The 12,360-nt window shown below is 69.5% G+C and carries 12 protein-coding genes and 1 pseudogene; 2 read left to right on the forward strand and 11 right to left on the reverse strand.

The genetic code is table 11. The annotated features are described in order from the left end of the window. The 3 genes and pseudogenes from ASE01_RS25170 to ASE01_RS25545 form a co-directional block, all read right to left on the reverse strand. On the reverse strand, positions 1-524 hold a 524-nt coding region (locus tag ASE01_RS25170; protein WP_235535854.1), incomplete at both ends, for an acyl-CoA dehydrogenase family protein. 1 nt (position 525) lies between these two features. Continuing rightward, positions 526-767 (reverse strand): annotated as a pseudogene (locus tag ASE01_RS25540) (acyl-CoA dehydrogenase family protein); the annotation flags it as partial. Between the two features lie 40 nt (positions 768-807). Next, the gene (locus ASE01_RS25545; RefSeq protein ID WP_157537076.1) at positions 808-1,248 is read right to left on the reverse strand and encodes an acyl-CoA dehydrogenase family protein; all 441 of its coding nucleotides are present in this window, start codon (positions 1,246-1,248) and stop codon (positions 808-810) included. On the opposite strand from ASE01_RS25545, the gene ASE01_RS24245 reads away from it, so the two are divergent. After that, entirely contained in the window at positions 1,247-1,621 is a 375-nt protein-coding gene (locus tag ASE01_RS24245; RefSeq protein WP_056748729.1) for a hypothetical protein, read from the forward strand. The two genes, ASE01_RS25545 and ASE01_RS24245, sit on opposite strands and share 2 nt — an antisense overlap. Here ASE01_RS24245 and ASE01_RS03920 read toward each other — a convergent pair. The 3 genes from ASE01_RS03920 to ASE01_RS24765 all read right to left on the reverse strand — a co-directional run bounded on the left by ASE01_RS03920 (position 1,593) and on the right by ASE01_RS24765 (position 6,390). After that, on the reverse strand, positions 1,593-2,708 hold the full coding sequence (locus ASE01_RS03920) for a hypothetical protein (protein WP_056748730.1): 1,116 nt from the start codon (positions 2,706-2,708) through the stop codon (positions 1,593-1,595). The two genes, ASE01_RS24245 and ASE01_RS03920, sit on opposite strands and share 29 nt — an antisense overlap. A gap of 10 nt (positions 2,709-2,718) precedes the next feature. After that, entirely contained in the window at positions 2,719-4,110 is a 1,392-nt protein-coding gene (locus tag ASE01_RS03925; protein WP_082605805.1) for an endonuclease/exonuclease/phosphatase family protein, read from the reverse strand. Between the two features lie 207 nt (positions 4,111-4,317). Beyond that, entirely contained in the window at positions 4,318-6,390 is a 2,073-nt protein-coding gene (locus ASE01_RS24765; protein ID WP_056748732.1) for an acyltransferase family protein, read from the reverse strand. 81 nt (positions 6,391-6,471) lie between these two features. Between ASE01_RS24765 and ASE01_RS24770 the strand changes: the two genes are divergently transcribed. Beyond that, the gene (locus tag ASE01_RS24770; RefSeq protein WP_056748733.1) at positions 6,472-7,545 is read left to right on the forward strand and encodes an endonuclease/exonuclease/phosphatase family protein; all 1,074 of its coding nucleotides are present in this window, start codon (positions 6,472-6,474) and stop codon (positions 7,543-7,545) included. On the opposite strand, the gene ASE01_RS03940 is transcribed toward ASE01_RS24770, so the two are convergent. From ASE01_RS03940 to ASE01_RS03960, 5 genes are all read right to left on the reverse strand, one after another. Beyond that, positions 7,493-8,590, reverse strand: coding sequence for a hypothetical protein (locus ASE01_RS03940; RefSeq protein ID WP_056748734.1), 1,098 nt, complete (start codon positions 8,588-8,590; stop codon positions 7,493-7,495). The genes ASE01_RS24770 and ASE01_RS03940 overlap by 53 nt on opposite strands. Before the next feature lie 14 nt (positions 8,591-8,604). Beyond that, the gene (locus ASE01_RS03945; RefSeq protein WP_157537077.1) at positions 8,605-8,808 is read right to left on the reverse strand and encodes a DUF6752 domain-containing protein; all 204 of its coding nucleotides are present in this window, start codon (positions 8,806-8,808) and stop codon (positions 8,605-8,607) included. Then, the gene (locus ASE01_RS03950) at positions 8,805-10,313 is read right to left on the reverse strand and encodes a class I SAM-dependent methyltransferase (RefSeq protein ID WP_157537078.1); all 1,509 of its coding nucleotides are present in this window, start codon (positions 10,311-10,313) and stop codon (positions 8,805-8,807) included. The genes ASE01_RS03945 and ASE01_RS03950 overlap by 4 nt, the downstream gene beginning before the upstream one ends. Before the next feature lie 80 nt (positions 10,314-10,393). After that, entirely contained in the window at positions 10,394-11,764 is a 1,371-nt protein-coding gene (locus ASE01_RS03955; RefSeq protein WP_056748737.1) for a phospholipase D-like domain-containing protein, read from the reverse strand. Positions 11,765-11,924: 160 nt separating this feature from the next. Beyond that, positions 11,925-12,317, reverse strand: coding sequence for a hypothetical protein (locus tag ASE01_RS03960; RefSeq protein WP_056748738.1), 393 nt, complete (start codon positions 12,315-12,317; stop codon positions 11,925-11,927). Positions 12,318-12,360: the final 43 nt, after the last annotated feature.

Consider the following 12,360-nt stretch of genomic DNA (forward strand, 5'->3'; position numbering starts at 1 on the left):
GCTCTTCCGATCYGCCACGCCAGACCACACGCACGGGCCGCGACGTTCACCCGGCCGACCTCGACACCGTCCATCATCTGGAAGAAGCCCTTGCCCGGCACCCCACCCAGGATCTGGTCGGCACCGATGAGGTGGYCCTCGAGGATGAGCTCGGTCGTCTCGACGCCCTTGTAGCCCATCTTGTCGATCTTGCCGGGCACCGTGACGCCCTGGGCGGTCTCGCCGAACCCGGGCTCCTTCTCGACCAGGAACGTCGTCATGTTCTTGTACACGCTCCCTGACTGCTCCATGCCCTCGCCGTTTTTCACCAGGGTCGCGACCAGGGTCGAGGTGCCACCGTTGGTCAGCCACATCTTCTGGCCCGTGATGGAGTACGAACCGTCCTCGAGCTTGGTGGCCTTCGTGGAGACCGCGGAGACATCGGAACCCAGACCGGGCTCGGACATCGAGAACGCGCCCCGGACCTCACCGGTCGCCATCCGCGGGAGGTACTTGGCCTTCTGCTCGTCCGTGCCGTGCTGCATNCCCAGACCGGGCTCGGACATCGAGAACGCGCCCCGGACCTCACCGGTCGCCATCCGCGGGAGGTACTTGGCCTTCTGCTCGTCCGTGCCGTGCTGCATCAACAGGTACGCCACGATGAAGTGGGTGTTGATCACACCCGAGACGCTCATCCAGCCGCGGGCGATCTCCTCCACGACCAGGGCGTAGGTCAGCAACGACTCACCCAGCCCACCGAACTCCTCAGGGATCGTCAGCCCGAACACACCGAGCTCCTTGAGACCCTCGATGATCTCRGTCGGGTACTCATCGGCGTGCTCGAGCTCCTGAGCAGCCGGAATGATCTGCTCGTCGGTGAACTGACGAACAGCCTTGAGGATCTCGACCTGGTCCTCGTTGAGTCCCTCGGTCTGGCACAGGGATCGTCAGCCCGAACACACCGAGCTCCTTGAGACCCTCGATGATCTCAGTCGGGTACTCATCGGCGTGCTCGAGCTCCTGAGCAGCCGGAATGATCTGCTCGTCGGTGAACTGACGAACAGCCTTGAGGATCTCGACCTGGTCCTCGTTGAGTCCCTCGGTCTGGCACAGGCGCGACATCGATTTCTCCCCTTCGGCAAGTGGTACCGAGCTGGTGGTACCCGGCGGCACTCTACCCGTGAGTAGCCATCGACAGAGGCCCACGGACAGGGGCAGGACCCGGACGTGAGACATGTCACCCGGGGTCGTGTGCCACGATCGCGCCATGACCTCCGTGTACGACGCCACCCCGGCCGCCGCCCAGACCCCCGCCACCCTGGACGCCACCGCCGACCGGCTCGTCGAGACGCTCGACACCCTCGGCGCGCTGCTGGCCGACTTCACTGTCGCGCTGCACCAGTTCAACGCCAACATCGCCGGCTTCAACGGCACCGTGACCGACTTCGACACCGTCGTCGGTCGCGCCGACGGCCTGCTCGGTCGGGCCGAGGGACTGCTGGCGCCGCTCGCCGCGACGCAGCAGGTGGGCGACCAGATCAAGGCGGCCAGTCAGGTCGCGGGCCTGGTCGCCTCCGCCGCCGTCAAGCGCGGCGTCGCCGCCGGCAAGGGCCTCACCCAGCGCGCCGCAACGCCTTCCTGATCCGACCCACAGCGCGCCTCCACGCGCCGGGAACCTCGGCCGGCCCATCAGTGCTCCCCTGCGCCCGCACCTCGAGCCGGTGGACCATCCGCTCCTCGAGCATGGTCGCGAGGGCACGGGTCGCGACCTCGAGCGCGGCGGCGTCGTCGACGCGGGCCGTCTCCCCGAAGGAGTCAGGTCCGGGAACCAGGTCGGCGACATCGCCGGAGACGCTGCAGCCCAGCTCCTCGATCGTGCGGACCGACTCCTCGGCTACCTCCCGGCACCACTCCGCGTGCTCCCGGGCCAGGCGGGCGTTCCCGCTGTCGCTGCGCGCGAGGATGCCCATCGCGAAGTAGCGCTTGCCGACCTCGCCGTAGGGCACCCGTCGGCGGTGGGCCTGCGGCAGCAGGTCGTTGACCCGGCGCAGCACCTCGGCCTCGGCGACGCCCAGGGCCGGGTTGCCCGGACCGCTGGCCTCCTCGAGATCGTCGGTGGCCACGTCCAGGACCGCGCAGTACCGCTCGAGGAGAGCAGAGCGCGGCCCGCCGCCGCCCGGGACGGTCACGACGTGGATCCGCTCGGGTGCGACGTGGCGCGCCCAGCGGTGCAGCACCGCCGAGAGGTCGAGCCGCTTCCAGTCCATGTCCGTGCGTCTGGTCGCCGCCCGCAGCGCACCGACGTACTCGTCGAGGCGCTCGGAGCGTCCCGCCTTGAGTGCCTCCTGCCACAGCGAGGGCACCTGTCGGGCGAGGTCGCGGACGGTCAGCACCACGTGGACCTCGTGGCCCGCGCAGGCCTGCAGCAGTCGTTCGATCTGTTCGGAGCTCGCCTGGGCGAGGGTCTCGTGGCTGATCAGGGCGTGGGGCGTCGTGACCGCCTCGAGCTGCCCGGGCAACAAGGAGAGGGAGCGTGCCACCCGGTCACCGTCGTGCGCCGGGTCGACGCGCTCGCGCACGTCCAGCGCCAGCCAGAAGGTCTCGATGCGACCTTCCGGGACGAGCGTCACCCCCCGCTCGCGCAGCCGGTCGACCGATCCCCAGCAGATGTTCTGGAGGTAGGACGTGCCCGTCTTCTGGAGACCGATGTGGAGGTAGACCCGCGTCACGCAGGCATGTCTACCGGATCTGGCGGCTGATGCCGGTACGGAGCCGGACGAAGTCCGCCTCTTCCAGGGTCACCTGACCGCGTCCCGGACGCTCGACCATCCGGTAGTCGAGCGGCTGGTCCACCTGGATCGCGAGCAGCTTGACGCCCGCGGACGTGCTGAACACCAGCGCGCTCGGGGGCAGTGCGCCGGCCTTCGAGTACGGGCGACGGATCGCCCAGGACCGGTTCGCGGTGTTCATGCCGATCGCCTGCATCAGGGCCTTCTCGGGGAAGGACCGCTTCGCGCTCCACGACACCACCCGCACGTTGACCCCGCGCCGGTGGGCGTCGACGAGTGCCTTGAGCAGTGTCTCGTCCGCGAGCCGGGCGGTGCCGATCAGCATCGTCGAGCCCTTCGGAGCGAGCTGGACGGCCTTGATGATCCGTCCCATCACGGCCCGACGGCCCTCCGACAGACGTGAGACCGGGAGGTTCACGACGTGGCCCCGCACGAACGAGACCGCGGTGCGGGGTACGGCGACCCGGGTGTCGAACCGGAGGTTCGCCACGACGGCGTCGTGGTCGGAGTTCAGCTCACGGGTCACCTGCTTGGTCACGCTGAACTGTGCGGCATTGCGCACGAAGATGAAGTCGATCGTCGCACCCTGGTGGTCCCCGGTCGGCAGCATCGTGCCGGTCATGTCCCAGGTGGGCGTCATGCCGTACGCCGCCAGCGTGCTCCGCGGATACTCCTTGGACCGGTAGTGCCGGTTGAGGTCACCGGCCAGCAGCACGGGGCCGTCGGCCGCGAGCGAGGTCGCCAGGGCGCCCAGGCGCTTCACGGAGGGGAGCAGGAGGTTCGCCGTCAGCGTCGTCTTCGGCGCCACGTGGTAGGAGACGACCGAGATCCGCTGGCATCCGTCGACCGAGCGCAGGGTCACCCAGTTCGCGTACCGGAGGCCGAGCTCGGTGGTCTGCGTCGCGGTCTTGCCCGGCTGGTTGGAGACGTACATCGTGCCCTGCGCGACGGCGTTCCAGCGGTCCGTGCGCCACACCACCGGGTTGGCCCCGGTGTAGCGCCCGGGAGTGCGCCAGATGGCGTAGCCCTTGGGCGCGAGCACGCTGTCGGCGCGAGCTGCGACCTCGTTGAAGGCCACGAAGTCCGGGCGGTCGAGGAACACCTTGGCCAGGTCGGCCGCGGTCTGCGACTTCGTCATCCCCGACTTGATGTTGGCCTCGACCATCTGGACCGGTCGCGTCGTCGGACAGGTCGCCGCAGCGGCCAGGTGAACCTCGCCCTCACCGACCTCGAGTGCAGGCGCCACGGCCAGCACCAGTCCGGCCAGCGCGATGCCCGACACGAGTCGCCGCAACCTCCTGACCCCCACTCGGCCAGAACCGTTGATCGACCCGTCGGTCATGTTGTTTCCCCTCGCGACACATTCACCTTCAACAACAAAAGTCACATGATTCTCATCAGTAACTCGAGGCCACACAAGGCCTTTCCATTAACTACAAAGGTGTAATTCGATAATCACAACGGTGTCATTCACAATGCAGAATTCAGCGCAGAGGAATATCCGTCGTGCCGATCGGCACGACAGCGACAGAACTGAGCAGAGCAGCCTTCAGCGAGTGAGCCCGAGCGCGGTGGCGATCGGGTCGGCGAGCGCCCGGGCGTACTCCACCGTCACGTGCTCACGGTCGCGCAACGGCACGATCTTGCCGATCACCGCCGGGCAACCGCCGGCGGCGCAGAACCACCGCTGGACGTCGACGAAGGTCATGTCCAGGGACTCCACGGTGTCGCGGAACTCCCCCTGGATCCGCTCGTCGGGCGCCTCGGCACGCTGGAGGCAGTCACCGAGGTCGACCCCGCGCGAGGACAGGCAGGTGCCGGGGGCGCGTGGGAGCTTGGGGCTGTTCCCGATCATCGCCACCCGGCCGGCCAGCGGAGCGAGCAGCTCCAGCTGTGCCTTGAGGCCGGGGACCTGGTTGGCCTTCATGAACGGCGAGCGGTAGGCGTTGTTGGCGACCAGCACCAGGTCGGGGTGGAGCTCGCGGACCTGGTCCATGGCCCACGCCTTGAAGTCGGCGCACTCGCTCCACTCACGGCCGCTGTCGGTCGCCCGGGTCGCGGTGATCGCGGGACATCCGCTGTAGACGAAGACATAGACGGCATAGCCGTAGCGCTCGCCGATCTCGGAGACGGCCGCGCTCCAGTGTCGCGCGTGGGAGTCCCCCATGATCACGATGGAGCGTTGGGCGTCCGGGTCACCGAAGGGGCACAGCTCGGTGGTCCCGGTCCGGTAGTCGCAGTCCCCCAGGGGCGCCACCGACTCCCTGACCGAGCCCAGCGCCGGCTCCAGGCCACCGGGCACGGGGCGGCCCCGCTCGGCGGCCAGCACGGAGGCCTGCACGAGGGCGACGGTCGGATCGTTGCTGAGGTCGTCGCCGGCGTAGTCCGACACGGAGATGTCCGGGTTGTCCTCCAGCGCGGCGAGCTGGCCGTCCACCCAGGCGTGCGCCCCGACCGCGGTGACGACGACCAGGGCCAGGCTGGCGGGGTAGAGCGCGATGGCACGCGCCCGGGGACGCCACCGGACTCCCTTGCGGAACGGCTGCTCGACCAGGTGGTAGGTGGCGGCGCTCAGCACGAACACGAGCACCAGGGCGAACAGCAGGTGCGGACGCGACAGGCGCGGCTCGTCCCAGTACTCCTGGCACAGTCGGAACACCGGGAAGTGCCAGAGGTAGAGCGAGTAGGACCAGTCCCCCACCACTCGCGCCGGGCGGAGGGAGAACAGCCGGTAGAGGTACGTCGACGGCGCGGCCGCCGAGCTGCCCGCACCGAGCATCAGCGCAGCACCCAGCACCGGCACCAGTGCCAGGCTGCCCGGGATCGCGGTCTGCTCGTCGAAACGGAACGTCGCCCAGGCGATCAGCGCGAGGCCGACGGCCAGCGCGGCCTCGGTCGCCCACCGGCCCAGCCGGGGCGCTCGACCCCAGACGAGCGTCGCGGCGAGTCCACCGATCCCGAGCTCCCACGCGCGTGCCGCGGTCGAGAAGTAGGCGCCGGTCGGGCTCGTGACCGTGACGTGGATCGACCACGCGAGCGAGGCCAGCGTGATCGCGCCGAGCGCGATCAGCACCGCTGAGCGCAGGGCACGCTGGCGTTCCTGCGCCTCGGCGGAGGGTGCCCGGCGACGCACCAGCAGCGCGATGGCGAGCAGGACCAGCGGGATGACGATGTAGAACTGCTCCTCGACCGACAGCGACCAGTAGTGCTGCACCGGCGAGGGTGGCTCGCCCTGGGAGAAGTAGTCGGTCTCGACGAGGCTGAAGCGGATGTTGGCGGCGAAGAACGCGGCCCAGACCGAGTCCTTGATGACCTCGACCCCACGCACCAGCGGGAGGATCCACGCGGCGGCGACCGCCGTCACGACGAGGACCACGGTCGCTGCCGGGATGACCCTGCGGGCGCGGCGGGCGTAGAAGTCGAGGATCGAGATCCGCCGGGTCTCGCCTGCCTCGCGCAGGAGCAGTCCGATGATCAGGAACCCGGAGATCACGAAGAAGACGTCGACGCCGACGAAGCCGCCCGAGGCGGTCCGGAACCCGGCGTGCGCCAGGATCACCAGGCCCACGGCGAGGGCTCGCAGCCCCTGGATGTCGGAGCGGAAGGATCGCGGTTCACCCACCGGCGATCCTCCTCCTGCCCACTGCTGTCCACTGCTGCGTCGATCCGGGCGGGTGCCCGGGCGTCGCGTACGATACCCGCCATGTCCGACCACTCCGGCCGCCGCCGGCACGCCGCGGGGGCGACGTCCCTTCGGACCTCGCGGTCGGACTTCCTTCCGGTCATCGCCGTGATCGTGCTCGGCGCCATCCTGCTGGGCGTCGCGACGCTGTGGGACGGCGGCGTCCCCGAGGCTGCGAGCGACCCCACCAAGGCCGGTACGAGCATCCAGCAGGCCAGCGACTCCTCGCGTCCGCGCCACGACGCGGACGAGCGCGAGGTGAGCGGCGAGATCATCGAGCCGCTCTCCGAGTCGGCGGACCAGGACACCCAGGGCGTCGACCCGGAGCTGCGTGCCGCAGCCGAGACCACGACCACCCGGGTGTCGAAGGTGACGTTCCGTGTGGCGACCTTCAACGTCCTGGCCAGCCAGCACACCGACGCCGGTGGCCAGCACGGCTCCTGGCCCAGCTCGGGCTGGCGCACGCCGCAGACCGTCGGCTACATCCGCAACCACGACGTCGACGTGGTCGGGTTGCAGGAGGTGAAGTCCGGACAGCTGAGCGGCATCACGGCCGGCACCGGCTTCCGCGCCTGGCCCGGTGGTGGCGACCCGGACAACTCGATCATCTGGGACCCGAAGGTCTTCGACTTCGTCTCCGGCGACTCCTTCCACATCACCTTCATGAACTCCGTCCGTCCGCAGACGATCCTGCGGCTTCGGCACAAGGCCACGAAGCTCGAGTTCTACTTCCTCAACATGCACGCGTCCGCAGGCGGCGGGAAGTACGCCGGCAGCCGGGCCGCCGGGCACAACACGGCCGTGGCGACGGTCAACCGTCTCAAGAAGGACGGCATCCCGATCTTCCTGACCGGTGACATGAACGACCGCGAAGCGTTCTTCTGCCGGGTGATGCCGCCGACCGGCATGGTCGCCGCCGTCGGTGGATCGACCGCGGGCGGCTGCCGTCCGCCGGGCGGCATGCCCGTCGACTGGGTCGTCGGGACCTCGCAGATCGACTTCAGCAACTTCGTCAACGACAAGTCGCCGGTGTCGCGCAAGGTCAGCGACCACCACTTCGTCGCAGCAACCGCGACCATCCGCGCGACCCGCTGACCCCGCCACCCCTGCCGCCGTTGCCGGCGGCCTTCTGGCGGAGCTCACGCACGTCGCCCAGGAGCACGGCGACCAGCTCGGTGGCGGCGGCCGCCACCTCGCTGTCGGTCACGGAGTCCGGCGTACGACGCTCGGGCAGCTCGTCGGGCACCCGGAGGTGCTCGATGTCGCCGATGACGTCGACGCCGTGCTCGGCGACGTACTCGATCGCCGCACGGGACCGCTCGCGGCAGTCCTCGACCTGGTCGGGATAGGGCCAGAACGGCTCGCCGCGACGCGGGACCAGCCGCTCGTCGGCCAGGAAGGTGCGGATGTAGACGCCCCGGTCGAACGCCTTGGAGAACGAGCCGAGATGGGCGTTGACGCGGCGCAGCAGCTCGGCCTCCACCACACCCATGGACTCGTTCGGGAACGACTGCGAGAGGTCGTAGGCCGACGGCGTGATGCCGAGCAGACCGCCGAACCGGTGCCAGATCTCGTCTCGGGGTGCGGTCCGGTCGAGCGGGAGCACGTGGATCTGGTCGTGGGGCACGGCCCGGGACCAGCGCTCCAGCACGAGGCGCAGGTCGAGCGTGCGCCAGTTCCAGATGGAGGTGGGGCTGGTGGAGACCGAGCGCGAGTAGTCGGCCATCGGCGCGGTCGCCTTGTTCTTCAGGCTCTCCTGCCAGCTCGCGGTGAACAGCCCGAGGGGCTCGCGGGCGGTCACGATCACCTCGACCCGGGCAGGGGCCAGGGCCGCGATCATCTCCGCTGCCTGCTCGCTGCTGGCGGCCGCGAAGAACTCGTGGCTGATCAGGCCGTCGCCGTCCCAGTCCGCGAGCTCGGCACGGATCCGGTCCCACGAGGTCTGCTCACGCTCGGGACGCTTGAGGATCGCCTCGCCCTCGCGGACCACGCGGCTCGCCCAGAGGTGGTCGCGGCGCTCGCTGCCCGGGACCAGCAGGCCCTCGGCGCGCAGCTGGTCGCGGGAGGACCACAGGATGGTCTGGAGATAGCTGGTCGCGGTCTTGGGCAGACCGATGTGGAGGAAGACCCGGCGTGCCATCGCTGGGACCCGGCTCAGAGACCGTGCTGGAACTTGGTGATCGCCTCGGCGACCCGGTCCTCGTCACGCTCTGCCATCGGCACGAGCAGCTCCTGGACCAGGTCGGCCAGCTCCGCGAGACGCAGGTGATGACGTCGCAGCTCCGCGATGGAGGCCTCGATGCCCTCGACCTGCTCGCGCAGCTCCCGGAGCTCCGCACTCGCCCGGTTGCCCCTCATGCCCACTGCGCCACCATTCGTTGGATCTGTTGGTCCGGACCGCCACCCTCGACGGCCTCCACGGACAGGATGGTCCCGCCGTGGCGTTCGGTGAGCTCGACCAGCCGGTCGACGGCGAGTGGCCGAACGCCGAAGGGCGGCTTGGAGCCGCCCGTCCAGACGTCAGCATAGAGCGTTCCCCCGCCACGCAGCGCGAGGGAGGCGAACCTCAGCAGCCCCTCGCGTCCGGTGCGGTTGGTGGCGTCGAAGACGTGGCGCGCGAGGATCACCCGGTCCCCCGGCTGCCGCACGACACGGGCACCCTCGGAGAGCACAGAGCGCAGGTCGGTCAGGTTCAGCGGGCGCGACTCCAGGTCGAGGCCGCGCTTGCTGGCGGCGGCGAGGGCTCCCCTGCTCCCGCGCGGCACGTAGTCGTAGGCGATGACCGCCCGCCCCTCCCCCGCGAGCCACAGGGAGTCCCCGCCGATGCCCGCGCCGACGTCGAGGACGGCTGCGTCCGCGGGCACCTCGGCAGCGACACGTCGGGCGAGGTCGGAGGGGCCGCCCTTGGGGGTGCGCCCACCCATGCCGATCAGGCGGCGCTCCCAGTCGCGTCGGTAGACCGTCATGCCGCGGAACCAGTCGTTGAGGCGCCGGGTGGTCGACCTGGGCGTCTCGAACTTGAAGGCCGGGTCCGGCACCTTCCACGACGCGCCGTACATCGCCTCGAGCAGCTTCTCGGGGCGCGCCGGGGCGGGGTACTCCCGGCCGGCGAGGGTGCAGGTCGTGAACGGGAAGAGCCAGGCCTCGTCGTACTCCGTGCCGACCTCACCCATGAGGTAGAGGCGGCCCTGGTCGAGGAAGCCGCCGAACAGGTCGAGGCCCCGCACCGAGCCGTCGCTCTCACGCACGTCGATGCGGAAGGCGGCGCCGCTGTAGCGGTAGGTCTCGAAACCGCGCGCGATGACGGCCCGCTGGAGCCGGTAGGACTCGGTGATCACGTCGGCCGGCGTGGTGTGGCGCGACACGTAGCCGAGGTCGGCGTCGGAGTCGTGCCCGAGGAACTGGCCCTCACGGACCGCGCCGAGCAGCGTGCCGTACGCCGGGAAGGCGTCGACCCCGAGCTCGGCCATCATCGCGATCACGGCATCCATCGCGTCGAGGAGCGGGGTCAGCTGCTCCTCGGTGCGACCACCGAAGGTCGGGCTGAACCGGCCGGACTTGTCGAGGCTGATCTCCAGGCCCTGCGCATTGACGAAGGCGACCCGGGAGGTCGCCTCACCGAACTGGCGTTCCTCGCGGTGCAGGTCCCGGTCGGCGACGTGCTCGCGGAGGACCAGCTCGGTGCGTCCCTTGAAGTAGGGCCGCATCCGGTCCGGCCAGGCGACGGTGCGGTGGTCCAGACGGCGCGGAACCCGCTCGGTGTCACGCATCAACCAGAACGACCAGATCCGGCGACCGTCGAACAGGACGTCGACGACCCGGTCCTCGCCGTGCACGATGAGGTGGATCTGGCGGTCGTCCACGGACACGACCCGCGTGCGACCCATCCGAGCGGAGACCCAGCGAGCCGCGCCAACGGCCCGCAAGGCCACACCCGCCACCGTCAGTAGTCCTTCTCCATGTTGGCGTAGGGGTCGAGGTTCTTCGGGACCAGGCTCGGGACCACGGCGCGGCTGCGCGGCGGGTTGCGGAACCAGTAGTCGATGTGGCGCTGGTAGGCGAGGACCGGCGTCGACCACTTGAAGATCCCGATGTTCTCGTCCGAGACGCGGGAGAGGTCGGAGATGTTGGAGGAGCCGTTCATCATCCAGTACGACCGCTTGCCGTCGATCATGCCGTTGATCGTCCAGGCCTTGAGGTGGAAGTACTTGTCGAGCACCTTGTCGCCGTCGACGTCGGCGGCGAGCTGGCGCACCGGCATCGGTCCGCGACCGGACTTGCGCTTGAGGATCGCGCCCGTGCTGGCACCGAGGATGGTGTAGCCCATCTTGATGTCGCAGCCCTGGTCCCAGAGCCTCTTGAGCCAGACGGCGACGTCATCGCCCCACGCGCCACGGATCACGTCGGGAGCCGAGCGGATCACGGTGCGACCGGTCCAGGTGTTCGTCGGGTCCTTGCACTCGACCTTCTTCAGCGTCTCCAGGAGCGGGTCCTTGGGAGTCGCCGGGTGGGCGTCGTACGGGTTCGCGATGCGCGGCGAGAAGTGGAGCTCGTAGGTCGGCGCGACATAGCTGCGCCAGGTCGGGTAGGCCGCCTTGTCCTGCCACATCTGGGTGTAGATGCCGCGGGCGAAGTTGTAGAGGCCCGGCTTGTCGACGTAGGTGTAGATGTCGTTCCACTGGTTGCCGGCGGAGGCCTGGGTCAGGTTGGCCGAGCCCTGGATGACGACGTTCTTGGACGCGCCGACCTGGGAAAACAGGAAGAACTTGGCGTGCGCGGAGGCCGAGTTGCCGCGGCGGCAGGCGCCCTGGCACTTCTTGGCGTAGCTGCGCTTGGCCGACGGCAGCACCTTGTTGTAGCGCTTCAGGCCGGTGAGCAGGCGCGCGAAGTGGGGGTTGGGCACCTCACGGCTCTGGTTGGTGGCGTCCATGAGGACGTAGATCTTCACGCCGCGACGCTGGGCCTCGAGCAGCGCGGTGACCGCGCCGCGGGACATGAGGTTCCACGACATGATCTGGATCAGGGCGCCGCGGGGCGTCCGCTTGATCGCGCCGACGATCTTGTTGACGATGCGGAACTTGTCGGCCTTGGAGCCGTAGGCGGAGTTGAACGTGATGGCGTTCGACAGGCGGCACGTCGGCTTCGAGGACAGCCAGCAGCTGAGCGGCGCGGCGGAGCGCACCGAGTGCTGGACCCTCACCTCGGCCGAGGCGAGCGCGGGTGCGGGTGCGGGCGCAGTGGCGGTCGCAGGAACGACCTGTGACACCGACAGCGAGCACACGAGCGCCAGCAGGAAGAGCAGGATTCGACGCACGGCAGAACAACCCCTTCGGTCCGATCGGGTCCGAGCGGCGTCTTCGCCACGGCCACGAGGGCGGACCGGCCCCCACGACGTCCGGACACTTTACATACCGAACCCGTCGATTCCGTCATCAGCGACAGGTGGGACCTGTCAGTGGCGCCGAGACGCCCGGTCAGCCGCGGCAGCTGGCGAGCACGTCCTGGTAGTCCGCGTCGTCCAGCAGTGCACCATCGGCCTCCGCGATCGGGCCGTCCGCGACGGCCCAGAAGCGGTCGTCGAAGGTGATGATGAACTGGCCCGACTCGCACTCGATGCCGTCGAGGTCCACGGGCGTGGCACCGTCCATGCACCCCAGGTAGTCCTCGGCGAGCGTCTCGCCCTCCTGCCAGACCTCCTCGCAGGTGGGGAAGCCACCGTCGTAGGACTCCTCGGCCGTCGGAGTCGAGGTGGACGAGCTGGTGTCGGTGTCGTCGGCGGCCGTGTCGCCGGAGTCCGACCCGCACCCGGCGAGCAGCACGACGGACAGGACCGGCGCACCGAGCGCGAGGAGGCTTCGAGGGCTCATGCGGTCATGATAGGCCCGCGCGGTCCCCCGGGTCCTGCGATCG

The organism is Nocardioides sp. Root190, assembly GCF_001428565.1.
In the GTDB taxonomy this organism is placed as follows: domain Bacteria; phylum Actinomycetota; class Actinomycetes; order Propionibacteriales; family Nocardioidaceae; genus Nocardioides.

Coding starts and splice junctions, on each gene's coding strand:
- ASE01_RS24245 (WP_056748729.1), top strand. CDS start 1,247: ATGACCTCCGTGTACGACGCCACCCCGGCCGCCGCCCAGACCCCCGCC.
- ASE01_RS25545 (WP_157537076.1), bottom strand. CDS start 1,248: ATGGCGCGATCGTGGCACACGACCCCGGGTGACATGTCTCACGTCCGG.
- ASE01_RS03925 (WP_082605805.1), bottom strand. CDS start 4,110: ATGACCGACGGGTCGATCAACGGTTCTGGCCGAGTGGGGGTCAGGAGG.
- ASE01_RS24770 (WP_056748733.1), top strand. CDS start 6,472: ATGTCCGACCACTCCGGCCGCCGCCGGCACGCCGCGGGGGCGACGTCC.
- ASE01_RS03940 (WP_056748734.1), bottom strand. CDS start 8,590: ATGGCACGCCGGGTCTTCCTCCACATCGGTCTGCCCAAGACCGCGACC.
- ASE01_RS03945 (WP_157537077.1), bottom strand. CDS start 8,808: ATGAGGGGCAACCGGGCGAGTGCGGAGCTCCGGGAGCTGCGCGAGCAG.
- ASE01_RS03960 (WP_056748738.1), bottom strand. CDS start 12,317: ATGAGCCCTCGAAGCCTCCTCGCGCTCGGTGCGCCGGTCCTGTCCGTC.